This window comes from Halodesulfovibrio sp. MK-HDV (assembly GCF_009914765.1).
GTDB lineage: Bacteria > Desulfobacterota > Desulfovibrionia > Desulfovibrionales > Desulfovibrionaceae > Halodesulfovibrio.
This window is the reverse complement of sequence record NZ_WYDS01000006.1, coordinates 111,422-133,042: the sequence shown is the minus strand read 5'-3', so window position 1 is coordinate 133,042 and position 21,621 is coordinate 111,422. Positions and strand designations below refer to the sequence as shown.

The 21,621-nt window shown below is 45.2% G+C and carries 24 protein-coding genes and 1 tRNA gene; 8 read left to right on the top strand and 17 right to left on the bottom strand.

Translation table 11 applies throughout. The features are described 5' to 3' along the window. Positions 1-103 precede the first annotated feature (103 nt). The 5 genes from MKHDV_RS06560 to MKHDV_RS06540 all read right to left on the bottom strand — a co-directional run bounded on the left by MKHDV_RS06560 (position 104) and on the right by MKHDV_RS06540 (position 5,286). Positions 104-994 carry a DMT family transporter gene (locus MKHDV_RS06560; protein ID WP_160713504.1) on the bottom strand — a complete coding sequence of 297 codons (891 nt, stop codon included), beginning with the start codon at positions 992-994 and terminating at the stop codon, positions 104-106. A gap of 234 nt (positions 995-1,228) precedes the next feature. After that, positions 1,229-2,200 (bottom strand): class II fructose-bisphosphatase, encoded by a 972-nt coding sequence (gene glpX / locus MKHDV_RS06555; protein ID WP_160713502.1) that lies wholly within the window; start codon positions 2,198-2,200, stop codon positions 1,229-1,231. 279 nt (positions 2,201-2,479) lie between these two features. After that, the gene (locus MKHDV_RS06550) at positions 2,480-3,124 is read right to left on the bottom strand and encodes an OmpH family outer membrane protein (protein WP_160713500.1); all 645 of its coding nucleotides are present in this window, start codon (positions 3,122-3,124) and stop codon (positions 2,480-2,482) included. Positions 3,125-3,297: 173 nt separating this feature from the next. Continuing rightward, entirely contained in the window at positions 3,298-4,293 is a 996-nt protein-coding gene (locus tag MKHDV_RS06545; protein ID WP_160713498.1) for a hypothetical protein, read from the bottom strand. Positions 4,294-4,341: 48 nt separating this feature from the next. Then, the gene (locus MKHDV_RS06540) at positions 4,342-5,286 is read right to left on the bottom strand and encodes a hypothetical protein (protein WP_160713496.1); all 945 of its coding nucleotides are present in this window, start codon (positions 5,284-5,286) and stop codon (positions 4,342-4,344) included. Positions 5,287-6,171: 885 nt separating this feature from the next. Here MKHDV_RS06540 and MKHDV_RS06535 point away from each other — a divergent pair. Both MKHDV_RS06535 and MKHDV_RS06530 read left to right on the top strand, forming a co-directional pair. Then, positions 6,172-7,863, top strand: coding sequence for a carbon monoxide dehydrogenase (locus MKHDV_RS06535; RefSeq protein ID WP_160713494.1), 1,692 nt, complete (start codon positions 6,172-6,174; stop codon positions 7,861-7,863). Between the two features lie 206 nt (positions 7,864-8,069). After that, on the top strand, positions 8,070-9,683 hold the full coding sequence (locus tag MKHDV_RS06530; RefSeq protein WP_160713492.1) for a sigma 54-interacting transcriptional regulator: 1,614 nt from the start codon (positions 8,070-8,072) through the stop codon (positions 9,681-9,683). Positions 9,684-9,912: 229 nt separating this feature from the next. Here MKHDV_RS06530 and miaA read toward each other — a convergent pair whose 3' ends face one another. Genes miaA through rsmD form a run of 3 tightly spaced genes read right to left on the bottom strand, consistent with a single transcriptional unit; the run spans position 9,913 to position 11,897 of the window. Then, positions 9,913-10,833, bottom strand: coding sequence for a tRNA (adenosine(37)-N6)-dimethylallyltransferase MiaA (gene miaA, locus MKHDV_RS06525; protein ID WP_160713490.1), 921 nt, complete (start codon positions 10,831-10,833; stop codon positions 9,913-9,915). Between the two features lie 6 nt (positions 10,834-10,839). Continuing rightward, positions 10,840-11,349 carry a pantetheine-phosphate adenylyltransferase gene (gene coaD, locus MKHDV_RS06520; RefSeq protein WP_160713488.1) on the bottom strand — a complete coding sequence of 170 codons (510 nt, stop codon included), beginning with the start codon at positions 11,347-11,349 and terminating at the stop codon, positions 10,840-10,842. After that, entirely contained in the window at positions 11,325-11,897 is a 573-nt protein-coding gene (rsmD, locus tag MKHDV_RS06515; RefSeq protein WP_160713486.1) for a 16S rRNA (guanine(966)-N(2))-methyltransferase RsmD, read from the bottom strand. Before rsmD ends, coaD begins: the two co-directional genes overlap by 25 nt. A 195-nt stretch (positions 11,898-12,092) precedes the next feature. On the opposite strand from rsmD, the gene MKHDV_RS06510 reads away from it, so the two are divergent. The 4 genes from MKHDV_RS06510 (at position 12,093) to MKHDV_RS06495 (ending at position 14,415) form a co-directional block, all read left to right on the top strand. After that, positions 12,093-12,758, top strand: a complete 666-nt coding sequence (locus MKHDV_RS06510) for a TIGR00730 family Rossman fold protein (RefSeq protein WP_160713484.1) — start codon at positions 12,093-12,095, stop codon at positions 12,756-12,758. 3 nt (positions 12,759-12,761) lie between these two features. Continuing rightward, complete coding sequence (tadA, locus tag MKHDV_RS06505; RefSeq protein WP_216846873.1) at positions 12,762-13,322, top strand: tRNA adenosine(34) deaminase TadA; 561 nt, start codon at positions 12,762-12,764, stop codon at positions 13,320-13,322. Between the two features lie 64 nt (positions 13,323-13,386). Continuing rightward, positions 13,387-13,481, top strand: a tRNA-Ser gene (locus MKHDV_RS06500). Positions 13,482-13,626: 145 nt separating this feature from the next. Continuing rightward, a complete protein-coding gene (locus MKHDV_RS06495; RefSeq protein ID WP_160713482.1) occupies positions 13,627-14,415 on the top strand; it encodes a hypothetical protein in 789 nt (262 codons plus the stop codon). A 55-nt stretch (positions 14,416-14,470) separates the two neighbouring features. Here MKHDV_RS06495 and MKHDV_RS06490 read toward each other — a convergent pair whose 3' ends face one another. Continuing rightward, positions 14,471-14,677 carry a hypothetical protein gene (locus MKHDV_RS06490; RefSeq protein WP_160713480.1) on the bottom strand — a complete coding sequence of 69 codons (207 nt, stop codon included), beginning with the start codon at positions 14,675-14,677 and terminating at the stop codon, positions 14,471-14,473. Between the two features lie 177 nt (positions 14,678-14,854). Between MKHDV_RS06490 and MKHDV_RS06485 the strand changes: the two genes are divergently transcribed. Together MKHDV_RS06485 and MKHDV_RS06480 are read left to right on the top strand one after the other, a co-directional pair. Beyond that, on the top strand, positions 14,855-15,091 hold the full coding sequence (locus tag MKHDV_RS06485) for a hypothetical protein (RefSeq protein WP_160713478.1): 237 nt from the start codon (positions 14,855-14,857) through the stop codon (positions 15,089-15,091). 16 nt (positions 15,092-15,107) lie between these two features. Further along, positions 15,108-15,509: a hypothetical protein gene (locus MKHDV_RS06480; RefSeq protein ID WP_160713476.1), complete on the top strand. Its 402-nt coding sequence runs from the start codon at positions 15,108-15,110 to the stop codon at positions 15,507-15,509. Here MKHDV_RS06480 and MKHDV_RS06475 read toward each other — a convergent pair. From MKHDV_RS06475 to MKHDV_RS18680, 8 genes are all read right to left on the bottom strand, one after another. After that, a complete protein-coding gene (locus MKHDV_RS06475; protein ID WP_160713474.1) occupies positions 15,501-16,490 on the bottom strand; it encodes a contractile injection system protein, VgrG/Pvc8 family in 990 nt (329 codons plus the stop codon). The genes MKHDV_RS06480 and MKHDV_RS06475 overlap by 9 nt on opposite strands. Continuing rightward, a complete protein-coding gene (locus MKHDV_RS06470; RefSeq protein WP_160713472.1) occupies positions 16,484-16,684 on the bottom strand; it encodes a tail protein X in 201 nt (66 codons plus the stop codon). The genes MKHDV_RS06475 and MKHDV_RS06470 overlap by 7 nt, the downstream gene beginning before the upstream one ends. Beyond that, complete coding sequence (locus tag MKHDV_RS06465) at positions 16,681-17,130, bottom strand: phage tail protein (RefSeq protein WP_216846872.1); 450 nt, start codon at positions 17,128-17,130, stop codon at positions 16,681-16,683. The genes MKHDV_RS06470 and MKHDV_RS06465 overlap by 4 nt, the downstream gene beginning before the upstream one ends. After that, positions 17,090-19,045, bottom strand: a complete 1,956-nt coding sequence (locus MKHDV_RS06460; protein ID WP_160713470.1) for a phage tail tape measure protein — start codon at positions 19,043-19,045, stop codon at positions 17,090-17,092. Before MKHDV_RS06460 ends, MKHDV_RS06465 begins: the two co-directional genes overlap by 41 nt. A 126-nt stretch (positions 19,046-19,171) precedes the next feature. Beyond that, positions 19,172-19,414, bottom strand: coding sequence for a phage tail assembly protein (locus MKHDV_RS06455; protein WP_160713468.1), 243 nt, complete (start codon positions 19,412-19,414; stop codon positions 19,172-19,174). 8 nt (positions 19,415-19,422) lie between these two features. After that, positions 19,423-19,932, bottom strand: coding sequence for a phage major tail tube protein (locus tag MKHDV_RS06450; RefSeq protein ID WP_160713466.1), 510 nt, complete (start codon positions 19,930-19,932; stop codon positions 19,423-19,425). Continuing rightward, on the bottom strand, positions 19,932-21,134 hold the full coding sequence (locus MKHDV_RS06445) for a phage tail sheath C-terminal domain-containing protein (protein WP_160713464.1): 1,203 nt from the start codon (positions 21,132-21,134) through the stop codon (positions 19,932-19,934). The genes MKHDV_RS06450 and MKHDV_RS06445 overlap by 1 nt, the downstream gene beginning before the upstream one ends. A gap of 12 nt (positions 21,135-21,146) precedes the next feature. After that, positions 21,147-21,620, bottom strand: coding sequence for a hypothetical protein (locus MKHDV_RS18680; protein ID WP_216846871.1), 474 nt, complete (start codon positions 21,618-21,620; stop codon positions 21,147-21,149). Position 21,621: the final 1 nt, after the last annotated feature.

Below are 21,621 nucleotides of genomic sequence, written 5' to 3'. Positions count from 1 at the left end.
ACAAGCCTCGCATCCCATCATAAGATATTACAAAAGCCCCCTGTTGGAATTTCCACAGGGGGCTTTGTTCGTATTCTAGACAATCAGGCAAACGCCCGAATTGCTATTTTTGCTTTAAATAGCTCATGGCTTGCAGCAGAAATGTTGCCACCATAGAAAGCACAATACCGAATAAAATGGTGTTAGACAGTGTGATGCCGTTAACAACATAATCGAGCACTGCCACACATGCCGGACTTAAATAAATGTACGCGGTGACATTGTTCGGAGTCAGTGTAATGGAGGCTTTTTGGAAAAGGTAAGACGTAACCAGCGTTGTACCTATTGCAAGATACAGCAAGTTTACATAGTCGCCAGGTGTCAGCAAATTCCATTGTAGCGGAATGCCGAAGGCTATCGCAGCGAGAGCCATCCAGATCGTTCCGCCCATCAACGTGCAGCATGTAAGAACGACCACGCTGTCCTGTCTGTACAGAAGCTTCAGCGCAAGCGTATAACCACACATGGAAAGAACACCCAGCATAAAGAGCATATCACCAGAGTTAAGCGAAAGACTTTTAAATGCTGCCAGATCACCTTTGAATACAACCCACAACGTTCCCACGGCACCCAGAATATATACCAGCGTGCGTTTCAGACCTATAGCCTGCTTAAGCAGCACAACACTCAGTAAGGCCGTAATAAACGGAGTAAGAGTATACAAGGTTCCCGTGTTAATTACGGTGGTGGTCAGCAGCGCTGCAAACAGGCACACAAAATAGCCACAGTAAAAAAAGCTGATGATAAATGAACGCGGAAATACCGAGGGTATTTGCTTACGGTATCGCTTATTCAAAAGTACTGCCGGTAATGAACAGGCGCTTGCAATCACAAATCGGAGCAAGTTCAATGAGACAGGATGTACCTGCCCTGTCACATTAGCAGATGCGATGAATGATCCTGCAATCAAAAAAGTTGCAAGCAGAATCAAACCATGAGCCTTTAACGTTTCCATTATTTCGGTTCCTTCAATGAATATTAGGCATCTTGAGCCTACGGAATACACCGCTCTCTATGCAACTCACTGCATATAGGTTCTGTACGCACCTATGGCAACAAATCTAAGACAATTCAAACTTTCTACGTAGCCGTTCTTTCAGGAATACTGTCGAAAAACAGCGCCGCTAAAATTTCAGGCACAAAAAAAAGGCTACTCTTTCGAGCAGCCTTTTTACAAACAAATATATGACTATAAGCCTTCTGGACGAACGCGATCCCAGTTGTGGATGCTTTCGAGGTAACGGATAGATCCACTATGGCCTTTAATAACCATGGAGTGAGTCACAACGCCGTTTCCGGTGTACTGAACACCGCGAAGGAATGTGCCGCCGGAAATACCGGTTGCAGCAAAGTATACTTCGTCACTACGTACGAGAGTATTTACTGTGTGGATTTCACGAAGATCGATGCCTGCTTCAAGGATCGCTTCTTTTTCCACGTAAGACTGCGGGTCGAGACGGGCAAAAATCTGGCCGCCGACACCTTTAATTGCACATGCAGCGATTACGCCTTCAGGTGTACCGCCGGTACCCATCATTACGTCAACTTCGCTACGTGGATCAACTGCCATGAGTGCGCCTGCAACGTCACCATCTGTATGCAGCTGAATGCGTGCGCCAGCTTCACGAATCTTAGTAATAAGCTGTTCGTGGCGTGGCTTATCAAGAACAAACACAACAAGGTCATCAACGTCTTTGCCGAGAGCTTTTGCGATGTTATTCAAGTTTTCTTTAACAGGAGCGTCGATGTCTACAACATCTTTCGCTGCTGGTGGCACAACAAGCTTCTGCATGTAGTAGCTTGGGCCAGGGTTGTACATGGTGCCTGCCGGAGCGGTACCTACAACAGAAATAGCGTTAGGACGACCGTATGCAAGAAGGTTGGTGCCTTCGACGGGATCAACCGCAACATCAACCTGCGGTCCTTTGCCCATGCCGAGCTTTTCACCATTGAAGAGCATAGGCGCGTCATCTTTTTCACCCTCGCCGATGATAACTGTGCCGGAAAGGTACAAGTTATTAAAGGCGTAACGCATTGCATCAACGGCTGCACCGTCGCCCTCGTTCTTCTTACCCTTGCCAAGCCAGCGGCCAGATGCCAATGCTGCTGCTTCTGTAACGCGAACAAGGTCTAAAGCAAGGTTTTTATGGGCGGCTTCCATCGGGTCTCCTCCAAATATGAGTTGCGGATACACATAATATATATGTGTGGCGGATTATTAGCTAAGTCTGTGAAACATCACAAAACTTCAAACTGCAAAAAATAAAAAACTAACACAGTATATCTGCGGTTAGCAGTCTTCCTGCGGGTTGTGTACCCTAGGTAGCACACACCATCAAGCATTTACCGCTTGAATAAAAAAAGGGAGACCGCTTTGTAGCGATCTCCCAGTCGTATACTATTAACCTACTGTAAATACCAGTACGGTTTTTGTACAATATTACTGCTTTTTAACGTCTTTTGCGTCAGGCGTAGTTGCTGGCTTGTCAGCTGGAGCTACTTCGTCTTTTTTCTCTTGTGCCTGTTTCATAGCATCGTCTTTCATATCAGCAGCTTTGTCTTCCGGCTTAACGATTTTGTCAGCAGGTTTAGCATCGTCCATTGCTGGAGATTCAAAAGTTACATTTTCTTTATTCATAATTGCTACGATAGCTGCAGTTGCGTCTGCAGATTCGTCAAAGCTTAATGCTTGTTCAGCAGGAATTACCAAAGCAACGCCGTTTTCTTTACGGTACTGCTCAAGCACTTTCTGGAAAAGATCGTTCAGCTTGGTAACAACCATCTGCTGTTCTGCTGATACACGTTCCTGAATTTTAGCAACCTGTGCCTGAAGATCATTCACACTTGCGGTGTCCTGACCTTTTGATTCAGCAGCTTCTTTCTGCAAATCTTTAAATTTCTGCTGTACTTCTGCGCTTACTTTTTCCAAGTACGCCATGCCGTCTTTACCTGGCTTGCTATCCTGAAAAACTTTTGCAGGGTCTACAACGGCAACTTTAGGAGAGGAGTCCGCCTTCATTTCCTGATTACAACCTACAAGCGCCAAACAAAAAACAGCAACACACAGTAAAACTAACTTTTTCATCGATATCTCCGGATGTTATTGAAGCCACATTTATTTTCGTTATACACACACCAAGCACCACATTCTCAGACGGTGCTGTTAAAATAGAGCAACTTTCATTTTTTCCCAAGGATTAATTGCACTATAGCGGCTAGTTAACGAAAAAATAACGGGTGGTTAAAGTTATAAACATGTTATTCTGGAAAAACAAAGGTGCCGAGTTTCTTTAAGTATTCCTCGACAGTGTATTTTTGGATGGTTTGTAACTGCACTTCATCTGAATCACACCGTGCTAACGATCTACCGAACGTTTCGCGCAGATACTTGTAAGGGACTACGTCAGCTTTTGCCAGCCGCTTCCCGTTCATTGAGACGGTGTAGTGCAAATCAAAATCCGCTGTAATTTTATTCTGACCGTTTTCAGGGGTAATGGTAATTAAAGGGGTGTTGCCCCAAAAAACTCCATTTTCCATCACGCGTAGTTCAGAACGCTTTGCGGGCACATGCTGTCCCAACATCTGCTGAATATATGAATTCTCCAGTGATGTTACGATCTCAGCATGATAGTTTTCTATTTTTTTATAATGGATACTGTTATTGAAGAAGGAGCGATACTCCTTGTCAAAAAGAGACAACACCTTCTCGTCCTGCTCGTTTACAGAAGGAGGCCACATAGATGCATTCTTGTACCTGTTAAAAACCTTCTTAGGCTCTTTCTCTCTCACTTCCACAGCCATGTCGTTAACAGTGCAGCGTACTTCGTATACAGACTTCGAGGCATCATGCATATATTCGAATGTGAAAAAGTATGTTGTTTTCAGTTCGTCTATTGCTTTACCATTTTTATATAAAGATTGCACAAGCGTGACTGCGGCACTGGTATCACCAACCCATGCGGTTTTCATTTCTTTAAATATTGAATAGGCCTTGTAACGTACAACCCCAATACCATTTTTGTACTTCCACACCATCATGTCGACAAACGCATTCTTTAACTGCTCTCTAGTTACAGGAGAGCCATCTTTATATGCATCCAAAGAAACAAATGTTGTGACAAGTGGCTTATTGAATAAGGTTCTAAACGATGTTGTGTCTTGCGCGACATGTTCCACCTCGGCAACCGAGTTTACAACACGCACACAGAAGATTGTAAGCACGAGAAAAAACAGGCTGAATATGATCTTCTTCATGGATAATCTCATTATTTACTAACGTGAAAAAGGAGAGCTACACACGCACTACAGTGCGCTTACATATTTCTTTGTTGCAGCGAGAATAGACCATTCATAAAAGAAATTTCGATGCGTTACCTCTTCAAGCCCGACCTCTTGTTGCAACTTTACGTCCCACATAAAGGTCACGGAATTAGAAGAATCGATGATATGCACAAGCTGACTGCCTGCGTAAAAGACGCCTTTGCGGGTTACAACAGCATTCTCTTTTTTATCTGCAAGATAGGCAGTAAATGCCCTGCGGATGGCTTGTGGATTGCCCGAAACAGTTTTTGAAAATGAATAGGTACCAGGCTGGGTGTAATAAATGGCATTTTCATTCTCATCCATAAAATCCTGCAAGGTACTTTTAAAAGCTGAAACAACTGCAAAGTCATGATTGCCCCACGGGGCTGGAGATACGTTACTCAAATTGCATTTGGAAGGTACATACATGTCATCCGGCATATATTGATAATATTCCGGCGAAGTGCTCTCTGAGACAATGCTGTCCGGAGTAATACGCACCTCAAACTCATTCTTTTCCATGTCATGAATGCGCTGCACTTCAGCAATGTAGGAACGCACCAACCACTGCACTTCCTGTCCATTTTCACGTAATGACTTTTTTACTTCAATTTGCAGGGTGTCATCATTTTTCCATTGAACACCGGCATTGCTGAACACATACCAGTCCTCTTCGTCATCGATCCTGCTCATTGCATTAATCTTTACTTCTAAGCTGCGAAGAATAGCATCATTAATCAGCTGCTCTGTCACTGGCGTCTTGTCGCAAAACACGTCTGCAAATCGTGCCACATATGTTTTAGAAGCTTCTTCAGAAATTCGAGATGTTTTAGACACTGATGGTGATGTTTCAGAAAGTGTCGGTGAAGTTTTTTGATGTACCGCGCTACACCCCGTCCACAAAAACGAAAGCATAACAATAAGTAGAGTAAGAAATTTGCGCATACATTCCTCTATGAAGACTAGTAAGATTTATACAAACCATTCCAACATCACAAAAAAACATAGGCGTCAATATATTTACAATAAGTACATTCTATTACATTAAACAACATGTAGAATTTTCGCCTTGAACTTTTCACGCATAGTGTTGCAGAAAAACGTATATTTTCAGACTTACACAGCCCAACAACCCTACCTGACGATACGGCATTCCCTCAACAGTCTAGCTTGCTGGTAAAACTTTATTTCCCGTTCCCTTCTCCATCTCACACAAGTACGTCCCACAGGCTTCCTCAGCCTGCCTTAGCCCTTTCAAGCCAAACAATCTGTGAATAACCACCTATTCTTATTCGCTTCTCAACATTATTTGCATTTACTTATCTGTTATTCGCCCACCCGACATTCAACGTTCGCTGATTGGCAGATTGTATAGAGCAGAAACGCCGCAATGGACTATGTAACAGCCCAGTTACAAAACCACGCGAAAGATTTTTCTGAATATGTTGTAGTTTTACGGGTGACGAGCACAGCTAACGACGACAACGCTTTTTTGTTCCTCTGTACATTGCTCCTTTCACCGTGATCGTTTTCAAAATGCTTCAACACGGGAAACCGAGAGTCGTTCAGCGCAACAGCAACGGAATTTCGCTAGCGAAACAACGGAATCCCGTTCTAATCACGGAATCCCGTTGGAGAGAGTTAATGTCAAAAAATTTAATCACATTATTTTAGGAAGATAGGTACTGAGAACTTTTGGTTCATCTCTTGCTTTGTAAGAACCGCCAAATCAAATTTTTTCCCGCGGAGTGTATGGAGTAACAGGCAATCATCCACATAGCGCCATCTATACCGCCGCTTGCTACCATTCAGTTTTAAAAGGATCTATACATGAAAACAGAAAGCCATATCCATAACGACTGTGATTCTGCCAACAATAAAGCTGCCAGCGATTTACTCCGCTCTGCGGCAAAAGACGTTGCTGCCCATGAAGCACGAACTCGAGAGATCATTCTTACCCTGAAAAAAGCTGCGGAAGATGACACAACTCTTTCCATTGTCGGTGAAAGAAAACTGCGTAAAATTGCAGTCGAGTTCGACATCAGCACCAACGGTAAAGAAACAAACGCCATTGCTGCTGAACTTGCGGACGCACTGCTTAATGATCTTAGCTGCACAGAGTCAAGCGCCTGCTCCACCCTTAGTGTGGTTGCCCCGCCTGAACGAATTCAGCTGTGGCGAAAACTTGATCTGCTGCCTGTCAGCTCATCATGTGAAGTTTCCACCACACCGAAGCAAACCGCAGACGAGAAACAGGAAGACTGGCAAAAAAGCATGAATGCATCCTTCCGCCTCGGTAGTGCATTTTTACTCAACAGTATGGCAGGAAACTCCCTTGCTACTGACTGTCTTTGCGGTCCAGCAGAACGCACTACGACTAAAATTCATCTTGAATCATTGCAGGCAGACACAGTCAACATTGCTCTGTACGAACACATCCCAACCCTCGCAGCTTCTGTAGACGCAACAGCCAAAAGCGAGAAATTTACCGCTATGGCTAAAGAAGCAGGCGCAACCGGAATCCAAGCATACGGAATTCGCAGTACTGATGAACCATCCACAGACACCTCGGACGTCATACTGCCCCTCGCGACAACAAACGGTATCAGCATAGCTCTCGAAACTGGTGCAATTGATGTGCTGCTTGCTGATACACAAAAGGTTCAGCCTAAAATTGCAGCCATTGCCGACTGCCATGCCACCGCCATCGTAACAACCAATGAATCAAGTCATTTTTCCAATGCTGAATTCATTGGCGCCCCAAATGAATCACTCGATGTTTTGGCAGAAGCCATTGTCACACGTGCAATTGAAAGCTTCAAAAACCGTCGTGCTATCAAAAGAGTCCTTCCTGCGGAAGTTATCACCGCTCAGGTAGGTTTCACCCTTGATACAATCGATAAGCATTTTGGGTGCATAGAGGTTATCGCTTCCGGTGTAATTAATGGAAAAATTAAAGGTATCGTCAGCCTTTCAGGCGGTTCTCCTGCCGACGCTGAATCTGCAAAAAATCTTGCTACATTCGTGAATACCTTGCTTGAAAATAACGTGCTGGTTTTCGCAAACGGCGACCCTGCCTTCTCTATGGCAATTCAGGGTTTCTGCTCCAGTAAAGCACGCGAAAAATGCGGCGATATGCTTCAGCTCTTCCTTGATGCAACCATGCCGCCGGTATGGCACTTTGGCGAAGGCACTGATGTCGCACAGCCTTTGGCAACCTTTAGAGAGATTGCTAAATATGCCGGTCATAAAATGAAAGATCTTCCTTTTGCTGCTGTCATTCCAGAATGGCCTCATGAAGAAGGACTTGGCGCAACACTCGCATTCCGCATGTCAGGCTTTGACACCTATCACTTCACTCCTCCTGTATTAGAGCAGGCAGAAAATGTTCAGCATTTTCTGTACGATGGTGTAAAGGATCAACTCGGATCATCCATGCACGTAGTTCCTACTCCTGAGGAACTTGCAACCATGATCATTACTGACTTTAACAACGCGAGATCCACGCTTTGCTGGCGTTAGTCCCCACCAGCAACGCGATCACATAGTCCTTTCGTCAGCAGACTCTGCACTGCCTGCCCTTGCCCACCACTTAAGGGCGGGCAGTGCCATTTCACCATCACCCACACTGTACGTCACTGTTCTGTGCATGAAGGCGTCACCTTTAATCCCTCCGCAATACCTAACTTACTGTTGTTATGTAGCCCCCTTTGGTTTAGCGTTACGGGATGACTGGTAAGCAAACATTCCACTTAAAAAATATGGAACTACAATCACTTCTTCTGGAAATGGGCGAGCAGCGATCAACAAGCTCGCTCTTCAGTCTTATTGTTAACCGACTGTTCCAGTTTGATGATGTATCACTTGTACGCATATGGCTCGTTAAAAAAGGCGACATATGCTCATCTTGCCGCATGCTCAAAGAATGTCAGCAAAGGGATACCTGCCTGCACCTTGTCGCCAGTGCGGGTCATTCTGTCGTAAATAAAAATGAAGACTGGTCGCGCCTGAACGGAAAATTCAGCAGATTCCCCATGGGCTTTAGAAAGGTGGGACACATTGCCGCATCCGGCCAGCCAGTAATCGTTAAATCCGTCTCGGAAGATTCCAAGTGGATTGTTGACAGGGAATGGACAAAACGAGAGGGAATAAATGGTTTCGCGGGGCATCCCATGCAGTTTCATGGTGAGGTTCTGGGAGTATTGGCTGTTTTTACCAAGTCTCAAATAACCCAACCTATTCTCGATGAGCTGAATATCATAACAAACCATTCAGCCACAGCACTAGCTAACGCCAGAGCCTTCGAAAAAATTGAAGAACTCACCACTCAGCTTAAAAAAGAAAACAAATATTTACGCGAAGAATTGTCTGAATCCAGCCTCCACGGCGGATTTATCGGACATAGCGCAGCACTGCAAAGAATCGTTCAGCAAATTGATCTTGTAGCGCCTACAGAAGCAAACGTACTCATTCAAGGGGAATCTGGAACAGGGAAGGAACTTGTAGCCAGAGAATTGCATAGAAGAAGCAATAGAAGCTCAGAACCGCTTATTAAAGTTAACTGCGCATCGATCCCTAAAGAACTGTTTGCCAGTGAATTCTTTGGACACGCCAAAGGAGCCTTCACCGGCGCGCACACCCACCGCGAAGGTAAATTTGGTGCTGCCCACAACGGAACGCTCTTTTTAGACGAGGTAGGCGAAATCCCACTCGAATTACAGGCTCAGCTGCTTAGAGTCTTGCAGGAAGGGGAATACGAACGGGTAGGTGAAGAAAAAGTCCGCAAGGTAAATGCACGCATTATTGCTGCGAGCAACCGTGACTTACTGGAAGAAGTTAAGGCGGAAAGATTTAGAGAAGATTTGTATTTTCGACTCAACGTATTTCCAATCACCGTTCCGCCGCTTCGAAAGCGTAAAGATGACATTGAGCCTCTTGCAAATCATTTCCTGCAACGCTCGCTCACTGTCATGAAGCGCCCTGTTGTTCAATTTTCTTCAGACCAACTCGCTACCCTCTCCACATACAACTGGCCGGGTAACATTCGAGAACTGCAAAATATCGTGGAGCGATTTGCGATTTCTTCTATTTCAGAATCTGCACAACTGGATCTTACAGACGGCTTTACTAAAACGTCGCCTGATAGTCCTGAAACAGGTGCTGTAGATGGCGACCAGTTACTTACAGAAGAAGAGATGGTTCGACTTCAAGTGAAAAACATAAAAAGGGCTTTAAAGCGCTGTAACGGAAAAATCTACGGAGAAACCGGAGCAGCGCACCTGCTAGGAATGAAGCCTACAACACTCGCAACGCGAATAAAAAAGATGAAGATCTCGCGCTAACAAGTTTTCTGATTATCTACAGTGCTAAATAGTAGATACAAAAAAAGGGTGAAGTTACATACTTCACCCTTTTTACATGCGGTCATCATGAATTGTCACTAAATGAATTTCCACTAAACGTTACTGGCATACCTGAAAGCTGTTCAGGATCAAGGAAATTCCCCTTTACGGAAGAAAGGCAAGGACTACCTCGTTAAACCCCGCCGCAACGTCGGAGACAAAACATTCTCTACTCAGCTAAAAACTGAGTAACTTCACGATTCATCGTTTCAAAATCTTTGGGTTTAACCCAGATAATTTCTTTATCTTTTCTAAACCAAGTAAGCTGCCGTTTTGCATACGCTCTGGTGTTTTTCAACCACAACGCTTTGCAATCATCCAAAGACATAGCACCGGTAATGTACTGATACAGTTCTGCACAGCCAATGCCCGACCAGCCTGAAGATTCTGGATCATTGTTAAGCTTTAACGCCTCACGGGCTTCTTCAATGGCTCCGGCTTCAATCATAAGATCAATGCGTTTGCCAAGCAACGGCGTCAGCTCGTCCAGACTTACATCGATACCAAGGCGTATGCCGCGGAACGGTGTCGGAGTCATCGGCTGGGCATGCCACCATGTAAAAGTCTTACCTGTGGCTCTATACACGGCTAATGCACGACAAATTCTCTGGCTGTCATTAAAGTGAATCTTCGCAGCGTAATCCGGATCAATCTGCGTCAGGTCTTCATGCATAGGCGCGGAGCCACGTTCTGCCATTTCCGCTTCAGCAACATCTGTATATGACTGGTCGATTCGAGGAATCTGCGCCAAGCCTTCCAGTAATGCTTTCAAATAAAAGCCTGTTCCGCCTACAAGCAGCGGCAGCAGACCTTCTTCGCGGGTTTGGAGAATAGCTTCCGTCCCCATATCCATGAACTTGCCCACATCAATTTTATCTTCAGTTTTTAAAAAACCATAGAGTTTATGCGGACACACCTGCTGTTCTTCTGCTGTCGGCTGTGCTGTGATTATTGGAAAATCGCGGTACACCTGACGGGAATCCAGATTAACCACACCGCCGTTAAAGGTACGGCTAAGGTTAAAGGACGCAGCAGTTTTCCCTGCTCCGGTAGGGCCTACCAGGCAGACAATAGGAATTTTTTTAGACATATATATTTAGTTCAGCGGGTACGGGTACCCATATTTTTCGCGAAGCTTACGGTAGACGTTATCCGGCACAAGACCTTTGATATCGCCGCCCAGCTTACCTGCTGCTTTAATGATGGTAGAGCTGATGTACAGCCATTGGTAATCCGTCATCAAAAAGACAGTTTGAATATGCTTTTTGAGTTTACGGTTCATCAATGCAAGCTGAAATTCGTATTCAAAATCGGACACAGCTCGCAGCCCACGCAATACTACGTGCGCGCCGCGGCGTTCTGCATATTCCACAAGCAAACCGGAGAAAGGTTCCACAGTTACTTCCGGAGTATCTTTAAATACTTCCTCCGCCATCGCCACTCGTTCTGTAATTGAAAACAACGGCGACTTCGGAGTGTCGTTAGCCACCGCAACAATTACACGATCAAAAATTTCACAGCCGCGTTTGATAAGACTCACATGTCCCATAGTCATGGGATCAAATGTGCCGGGATAAACGGCTACTCGCTCTCCCCTGTTGTCCATAGCAAAATCCTTGTCTGGCCATATGCTTTGTTAGCAATGAGTTCGAGGTCTGAATGGTCTGCTTCCGGCGGTAGCGGGAGCTTAGCTTCAACTTCAGCACAAAGAATGCCGCCTTCTGCCAACCAACCATTCTTAAGCACAGCTTTCAGAGCGGGTGTTAAGAAGTTTTTTCCGTATGGAGGGTCAATAAAAATTACATCAAACGGCTCCACTGCTCTACGTGAGATCACTTTGAACATATCGTCTGCGATAACACGGTAGCGATGTGGTGGAATACCAATCTTTTCTGCATTTTCAGTAATCAATTTAGCAGCGGTTTTGTTCATTTCAACAAACCAAGTCTGCTCTGCGCCGCGGCTTAACGCTTCAAAAGCTAAAGATCCGCTACCGGCGAACAAGTCCAGAATTCTAGATTCCGGCCAGTACACGCCACGTGACTCAAGCATGGAAAAGACTGCCTGACGCACTTTAGAAGTTGCTGGTCGGTACCCCGGTGCACTGGTGGTTTTGAGTACTCGTCCTCGGTACTCACCTGCAATAATACGCATAACTATATAATATCCTTACACTACCCTAAAACTTAATCAGAAGGGTATATTTACTTTTTCTTTCTTGCCATACTATGAACAACAATTGCTAGCCGATACAGAACCGGTTGCGCGTATTCACCTAGACTACACGTTGCGAAAACAATTTCCAAGTCTGACGAATACCTATTCCCCAGACCTACTTACGGAGCTACTATGAGCACAGCAAAACAATATGTGATTGATTCTCTGTCCACGCAGGAGTCATGGCGACTTTTCCGCATTATGTCTGAGATTGTAGACGGAATCGAAAACTTAAGCGACCTAACAAACTGCGTATCCATTTTTGGTTCTGCACGCACCCCATCAGACCACCCTATGTATCAGGAAGCCGAAGAAATTGCACGGCTCCTTTGTGAGGGTGGTTACGGTGTCATAACTGGTGGCGGTCCCGGCATTATGGAAGCAGGTAACAAAGGGGCTCAGGAAGCAGGCGGCGTATCTGCCGGCCTATGCATCCACCTGCCGATGGAGCAGGACTCCAATCCATTTATAGATGTTAAGTGTAATTTCAAGTACTTTTTTGTACGCAAGCTCATGTTTATCAAATACTCCATGGCGTACGTAGTAATGCCTGGTGGCTTTGGCACACTGGATGAGCTATCAGAAGCCTTTGTTCTGCGCCAGACAAACAAAATTAAACCATTCCCGATTATTCTGTACAAAAGCAAATTCTGGGAAGGTTTATTAGACTGGACACGCGAGCAGATGGTTTCTGCAGGATACATTAGCGAAGAAGAACTGGATGCCATGGTTATTTTAGACACACCGGAAGAGGTGGTTCAATATATCATGGAACATTCACCGAGCCTGCAAGGGTAGATAATGACGACCAGACGCGAATTAGACCATTGTTACGATGCCCTGACCGCCCTGCCGCAAGGCTGGGCAAGCTGGGACGACTTAATGCGGGTAGCCATGGAAGAGGCACGCAAAGCCGAAGCCATAGACGAAGTACCCGTGGGCGCGCTGCTTGTGGCACCGGATGGAGCAATTGTAGCCAAGGCATACAACAGAACCATCATCGACAATGATCCCACAGCACACGCGGAGATTCTGGCATTACGCAAAGCAGGCGATCTACTGCAAAACTACCGCACAGAAGACTTAGTGCTCGTAGTAACATTGGAACCCTGCCTTATGTGCAGCGGCGCACTGGTTCACGCTAGAGTAAGAGGCGTAGTGTACGGCGCTCCGGATCATAAAACCGGCGCACTAGATTCCCAGCTGAACAGCTTTGAACTGCCGCTACACAACCATGCAATATGGCACACTTCCGGCGTCTTGTTAGAAGAATGCAGCAGCATGCTTTCCGCCTTTTTCAAAAAACGCAGGAACCAGATAAAAGCTGCCAAGGAAGCCCAAAAAGCTCAGAGTACATCGTAACAATTCGCAATTGTGCAGTTAACAACTTGCAATGCTGCATAAAATTGCATAAACAACCATCAACGGAGAGGTAGCGAAGTCCGGCTGTAACGCACACGACTCGAAATCGTGCTTAGGTCTTAAAGCCTAACGAGGGTTCGAATCCCTCCCTCTCCGCCATATAGTGAATAATAAAAAGGCTTTAGTCTATTGACTAAAGCCTTTTTTACGCGCATTTTTTGACTCGAAATATTTATGTGACTCGATTTGTGACTCGATTTTGTAAAAAATGAACTATCAACGTTAAGTAAGCAGTTCCCTAAATATGCAATATTCACTTCAAGATAAATACGAATTAAATGAAAAACTTCGTTGTACTACATGGCAATATAGCAAAATGTTATCTTTGTTTCGTAAGGTTTCCGAACGATATCCCGAAACAAAGGAATATTCTTTTTACGGATTTCTGAGACGACTTAAGCTCATACAACGATGCATACAAAAAACTTTTTCTATTTTCCCTATTGAATTAACAGCTAAATTGTCAGGTGAAGATAATACAGATCTTGAAATCTATATTCATTCTGCATTAATCAATATTTATGGTGCTCTCGACAACATTGCGTGGACATGGGTTGTTGCAATGGATGTTAAAGGCAAAAATGAAACTCAACTAAAAGGAATGCAGGTTGGGTTAGGAAAAAATAACAAGTATGTTAGGGACAGTCTTCCTGATGAGATTTTGCTAACACTCGAAAAAATTGACAGATGGAATAAGGAATTTCTATCCCCTCTTCGGCATGCTTGTGCCCACAAATGCCCACCGTACATTCCTCCATCATGCTTATCAACAGAAGATGACAGGACTTATCGTAACATTGAAGAGCAAATCAATTCAGAATATTCAAATGGCAATTTTAATACAGTCAAAACATTGTATGCTCAGCTAGAAACCCTAGGATCACCTGCGCCATATCTTATTCCTTCTTTTGCTCACGAAAGCGAGCCTGTCATGTTTCACAAAACCATTCTTGATGATTGGAACAAACTATTTACCCTTTCATGCTCATTCGCAGACTACCTACTAACAGTTCCTTACATCCAACCAGAATAGCTGTATCAATGAGTTAAGTAAAAGGAAGTTACTCAATGTAACTTCCTTTTTAATACTATGCTGCGACTGTTGTAATCTTAATTAGCTTACGTTCCAGCATATCAGCTTTTACTTTTGCAAGTTCTTTGATGATGATCAGAACTTCTTTTGTGTCATTATCGTCACTTGTGTTTTTAATTACATAATTCAAACCACTTTCAAGCTGGCTGATGCATGTAATGGCATATAATATTGTAGTCTCTGTACTGTCTTGACTTTTCATGTGCACCTCGATTCAACAGCGTATATAAAAGTGAAAGAGAAGCATATGTTAACAAAACTATTACAGCGGGCAACAAATTTTTAAATTTTGTATTTTTACCGATAGTATTGGGTTGTACTCGTTAGTAAATCAACTGATTCTGTCCCTCTCTTCTAAAATTTAAAAAAAGGAAAAATCATGATGACTGTAGAAGACATACTTTCCCAAGTAACCAATTGGTTAGAAAATCCCAATGTAGAGTTACACCCCGACGTAATTGTTCTTGCTAAAGACCTTCAAAACACCTGCCTGCATATACTAAAAGAATCATCTAGTAGAGAAGGCGTGAACCATTACCAGGCTCATACAGAACAACAATTCTTTTTGTTTCAAGAATTACTTGCCACCATCCATCCATCATTGTTTAATAAATAAAATTATAGAGAGAATTATGGAACTACAGGAATTCATCAAAGAAACACTTACACAAATCGCAAAAGGCGTTTCAGACGCTCAAAGTGACATCAATGAAGCAGGCGGTATCCTAAACCCAGCCAACCCCAAATATGGCAGCAACAACAAAAGTAGCGTTGTTATCGTGAATGGCCAACAGCACCCAATAAGAAGGGTTGATTTTGACATTGCTATTACAGCCAGTTCTAAAACTGGTACTGAGGCTGGTGGGAAACTTAAAGTGTGGTCAATTGGGGTAGACGCAACGACAGAGAAAAAGGATACAAATGAAACGGTGTCTCGTGTAAAATTCGCAATTGATATTTGTCCGCCTGTTGACAATACAACGTGCATAGATCACTCAACCCAACCTCAGAAAAAGAAGCGCCTCTCATATTAACACTTCCCCCTCAACACTAGTCACTCCGCCACTACTATTCACGGTATGCGTTGCCTTAGTAACGCTCCATTCGCCATCAATGCCAGTACGGAATTGTTGCAGTATTAGGCGAGACTCTGCAACCAGATCCGGCGTGAAGGGAAGTGAAAGAGATAGAGTTGATTTGCCACGTACAAAAGATTTAAGCCGCTTCTGCACTGCTGTAGTTGCGGCTTTTTTATCGGCATACATACCTTTGAGTCGAAACACGGGCTCACCAGCTCCGGCGTGTACTTCTATGTCTTTAGCGGCTGCTGTATCTCGATACGTTGCTGTTACGCTTTTGTATGCTTGACGTTGGGAGAGTTTCACAGAACCGCTCGTTACTTGCTGCTTTGTAATCGTAATAGTGGGCATATGCTGCCCTCTAATGTTCTTACCCTCACCACGCTCTACAAACAGCAATTTACCACCGTTAGCCTTGGCTATAGCATCGTGTTCTTTTGCTACTCGAGTAAGTACATTCATGTCCGATTCGTCGATCTGGTCAATGTGGGGCAGTGGCACTTTTGCCAAGCTGGAAGCCACTGCCGGAGCAAGGCCGTGATCGTTTGCAATAGCACTTACTAAATCGCCGATCGTGCCAACAGGAAAGGAGCGGGACTTTTGTGACTGTAGCGGAGTAAAGCCGGAGTTACTTTTTTTAAGTGGTGCTGCATTGGCGGTAATCGTCATGCTATCCAGTGGAAAGTTTAGCGTCACTTCATCAACAACGTACTTACCCATAAGCCGTAAGTTATCCCTGTAGCCCATGTACACGGTCAATTCTGCACCAGAGTCCGGCAACGCAATTCCTGAATCACTTAACGTGATACTCAACTTGTCAGACTTGTATCCGGCCTCATCTGTAATTGTTATCTGTTCGTTCTGCCCTTGAAGCAACTTCGTAATATCCTTTCCGTTTGCCTCAACGCGATAATCTAAAGCGTACTCAACTACCATAAGGTCACGCACTCTTTGGGTCTTGGCTTCGGCAGATCCGGAAGGACAACGGCAAGCCCTGCGGGAAGTATCGGATCGTGTTTTACAAGTCCTCTGTTTGCCTCCAGCACTTGCTCAAGTGCTCCGGCCTGCCCCTCGTAATACTTGAAAACGACAGCATCCAGCACATCACCTTGCTTGGTTCTATAGATCATATCTTTTCACCGAAATATTTTAGCTCAAGAGAAAACTCGATCTTCTGCGGGATACCACCAGCTAAGTACTCACTGGATTTTTCTTTCACTGTTGTGATGCACCAATAGCCTAAAATATTCCGGTTCTCGTCATTAAGCCCGTAAAGATCTATCAGCAAAATCGGCTTGCCCGTCTTTGCTTCGGCACGCATGGCTTCTACTTGCCCGAGTCCCCCTTTAAAGGTGGGATAAATTATACCCGGTAAACTTAATGTGTCTGCACCTGTCCCTGTATACTGTAAGGCAGGATTTCGACCTATCCGAGCCTGTTCTGCCCAATTGTATTTACTTGTCCGGTTCATGCTTTGATACGCGGCGGTATCAAGGGAAAAACAAAGTTCCCGAGCTTCATCATAGGTATTGGCATTAACACACTCCATCATACAGGAAGCCGGAATCATCCACATGAGAGCCTACCTGTCGCGCGACGTCCTGCGGGTTCTGTCCTTCAGCAGCATGAACGGTAATATTGTACTTGCGGTTATCTGCTAGCTGTTGGGAATTGGTAGTGGATGCAGTCGGCAAGTCCATCCGTGGCAAGTCCTGCTTTATTTGAGTTCGTTGTGCCTCACTCTTTTTCGACGCCCCTTCCGCATTACCCCCAACACCAAAAACTTTTGCGGCAATTTTGCCTATCATTCCTCCTGTAAGAGACTTTTTAAGCGCATCCCATTTAACAATTACCGTATCAATAGCCGATGCTATCCCCCCAACAATCAGTCCTATGGGGCTATATTTAAAAGCACGTCCGAGCAATTTTAACCCTGCAATAAAGTACTGCTTAAGGGAATCCCACTTTAAATACACTAGCCCAATAGCTATTACTATTGCGCCGATAGCAAGCCCTATTGGGTTCGTCATAAAAGCAACCCCGACCGCTTTAATCCCTGCAATAAGCCCGGGAAAAGCAGTAGTAATAAGTGGTAAAACAGAACGGCCCACCTCCCACATTGTGTTCGCCATCTTCACACCGGAATAGACGTACTTTGCACCAATAATTGCGCCAACTATCCCCGCCAGATTCCCGAAACCACCAACAGCCTCTGCAACCCAGTTGATAGCATTACCAACGGAAGTCATGACTTTAAGCATAGCGAAAGCAAATTCGCCTATTTTGGGTAAGGCTTTGCCTAAGCCTTCGCCAAAGGCTTTAATGTCGTCCCTATGTTCCTCAAACATTGCCCCGATCTTAGGAGCCAAGCCCTCTATATATGGAGCCAACACGCCACCAATAAGGCCAGAAAATTCACCAGCAGCACTGGAAACAATATTTCCAAGCTTACCCACGGACTGCGAATACTTTAACGCACCTTTTCGCCCTTCATCAGACATCAGGTTAAGCTGTTTCTGCTGATCCAGCAGCTCTTTTACGCCCTCTTTACGGCTACGCAGATAGCCGAAGAACTTATTAGCCTCGCCACCCATAAGAATATCAGCCGCAGACTGCGCTTTTTGCGCATCGTCCATATTCTTAATGGCGCTACTGATCGTTTCGAATTGCTGTTCTGGAGAAAGGTTCTCCAGATCCTCAAAGGCAAGCCCGAGCATCTGGAGCGATTCAGTAACAGGGGTAATCTCACCAAGCCCTTTAGATTCACCGAGCTTGTTGGTCATCTCTTCCATAAGATCACCAACAGCATCAGCCTCAAACCCAGCCTCTTTTGCTAAGCCGCCCCATGCACTAAAAGCTTCACCGGAAACACCAAGAGCTTTCGCAAGCCTCACCTGCTCTGCGGTCTGCGCATTTACAACGGAAACACCCGCAGTAAACGCTGCTACAGTAGCCCCGACACCTACCGCCATCCGTCCGGCCTGCTGTCCTGCGTGGGAAAACTTATCACCCACATCCTGCATCGCCGCGCTTGCCTTCTGCATGGCTTTCATTTTGGCTTTTGCTTTATCAAGAGACTTTGCCAACCGCTTTTGCTCAGATGCAAGCTTATGAGTATCAACACCCGCGTCTTTCAGCTCTTTACCAAGGGCATCTAATTTAGATTTTTGGTGCTTATAAGCAGAGCCCGCCTTGTCAGCAGCACGGCGGGCTTTAAGCATATCCCGCTCCATTTTGCGGGTAGGTTTTGCGGCACGTTTAAACGCACGTTCAAGCTTGTCGGCTTCACGCTTAAGATTCCGGTATTCACGCCCTGCCTGACGCACCTCATCCGGATTAAATTTTTCAAGCATGTCCTGCTGCTTTTTAAGATCACGAATTGAATCCCCGACCTCTGAAAAGTCACCTTTTACCGTCTGCGTTACAGACTTGAACGAGGACGCTACCGCGCCCCCGATCTCAATTATTGCAGCATGTTTTTTAGTTGCCATTGGTATCCCGTGGTATTTCGTTAATCCACATAACAAGCTCTTCAGCAGACATGTTCATCAGATCTGCATAGCCCCACCGTGTGTAACGAGCGAGGTATAGGACATAATTTCGCGCCACTTCCGGCGTTAGGACAAAAAATCCTGATACGCGGTGTGGAACTGATTATAGTCTGCAAGCTCCAGCTCTTCCAGCACCGCAATTGAAATTTCGCACAGGTTTGAAAAAAGAGTCAGTTCCATTTCTTCTTTACCTGCTGCTTTCTGTGCAACAATCTGGTCGCGCACTTTAGGCGCACGCATAGTAATCACTTTATATTCATGACTTTCAACAGTAACCGGATATTTCAGTTCAATCTGTGTAGTTCGCATAGTGACTCCTATAAGCCGAGATTAGCGCGGTGCTGTGCAAGCTGATCCACGCCGTTAATAATTCGTTTCATGTTCAGCACGTCAATTTCGTGCACCTCTTTGCCGTCCTGCGTATACTTGTAGTAGCCTAAGTTTACGGTGTATTCCGTTGCGCTCTCGCCACCTTCCGACCAAGCACCGGGAGCAATCTTAGTAACCTTGCCAGTCATGTTAACCACTACAGGTGTTACTGTACCGTCATAGCTTTCAAGGCTGGCCCGTGCTGTAAGTCGCACTCCACCGTCTTTACTAACTCCAAGCAGGCTTAGAGTTTTCACGCAATGCTTAGTGGTAGAGAAGGTAACAACTAGCTCCTCCATCCCCTTATCAAGAGAAATCGGAGCATCCATGCCTCCAGCGCGAAACTGTTCAAGCTTTAAGCTCAGCTCCGGCAGCTTCACTTCTTTAATATTGCCAGCAAACCCTTGCCCATCCACGGACAAGTTAGCGCTCTTTAAAATATTTTCTGCAACTGCCATTAGTTGAATACCTCCTCAACATAACCGTTTGTCATACGGCTACGGAAAGTCACACGCTCTGCCGTGTATGCAGGAGTAAAGTCGAAATCAAAGTAGGTATGTCCCTGCTCAATTTCACTTGCGCTGTTGATTTCTGCATCCACCCAACATTTACCGCCCAAAATCGCGCCTTTCTGCTGCATAGTGCGCAAGAACTGGTTTACTGACTCCTGCACAGCTTCAAAATACGTGCGCCCTACAGGTCTATCCACAGCCCACAAGTGCGCTTGTTGGATAGATTCGTTAATCATGTCTGCAATGCGTCGGATAGCAAGGAACGACCAACGCGCATCGCTGGACGTAGTACGGTTGCCCCACAGTCTGTAACCATCCTCACAAATGATTGTGGCAACCTTGTTTTCGTTCAGCACGTTCGATTCGCTAACAGTATCGCCCAGCTCAAACGGTATAGGTCGCGCAGTGCCGGAAATACCGTTAATCAGTTTATTAGAAGGCGACCACCAAAAACCTTTTTCTGCATCGGTGCGAGAAATTACACCCGCCACACGCGCGGAAGCAGGTTCATCTACAAACACGCCATTGCGATACACAGTAACAAACGGATCTACGATGTAGACACGAGCGGAGCCGAACAACTTGGCATCCTGCATTGCTGCTTCTGAGTCTGTATTACAGCCATCTTTAATGGAAATAGCCTTGAGTCTATCAGCGATAGATTCAAGTTCAGCAGCTACAGGGTTTTTAAAGTAGGTTCCAACGTTCTCTGGATCTTCATAACGCTGATGTGTAAAGCCCGGAGCAATCAAAATTTTCGGTTTCACGGTGCATTTAGATTTAGCACCAAGCAAAGCATGTACACCCTTCATGCCTTCGTTAGTTGTCCCACCGACAACATTTGTCATGGTAGCGGCATCGCCTGCGCCTTCTGCAACACGAACAACAATCACAAGCCCGTGGTGCTGGTCAAAAATTGCATCCATTGCATTCGGGAGTGTTCCGGCACGACTGCCTTTTGTATCAAGCTTAGCGGCCTTGCGCGGGCTACCGTAAATCAATACCGGAGTATCAAGCGGGAACTCTGTTTCATCCGCATCTGGAGCCGTGCCGACAACACCGATAACAGAAGAACGCACCACCTTAATTGGGCGACCGCCTTCGTCGATCTCGATAAACTCGACACCATGTAAAAAGTCTGTACTCATGGGTTACAATCCTTACTCTGTAGTTTGGTCTGAAAGTTCTTGTAGTTTTGTGGTGAGCGTTACGAGTTCTGCACGCAGGGCTTGTGCTTGTGTTTCAAGTTCTGCAAGACGGTTTTCGTCAAATTCGGTTGCTGTACCTGCTACTTTTGCGCGTAGTGGACGTACAGACACAAGGTCATTGGTGGTGAGTTGATGTTGAATTTCGGCAATGCGTTGTTGGGCTTTTTCGGTTTCTGTAGGCTCTGGTGGCATAATAGCGTCAAGCCGTGCTCTTTCAGCATTCCATGCCTCAACATACGGCTGTACTTCAAAGTCTGATACAGGTGCGGTATTTACGCCACCGTCCGAGGCTTCAAATTCAATATGCCCTTGCAATCCGTCGAACTGGATAGCGTGAAGGGATTCGTCAAAATAGAAATCTGGAAGCTTAAGAGTCTCACCATTAACCGATACTAATTTATCAGGTGCAATAACTGTCACGCGCATT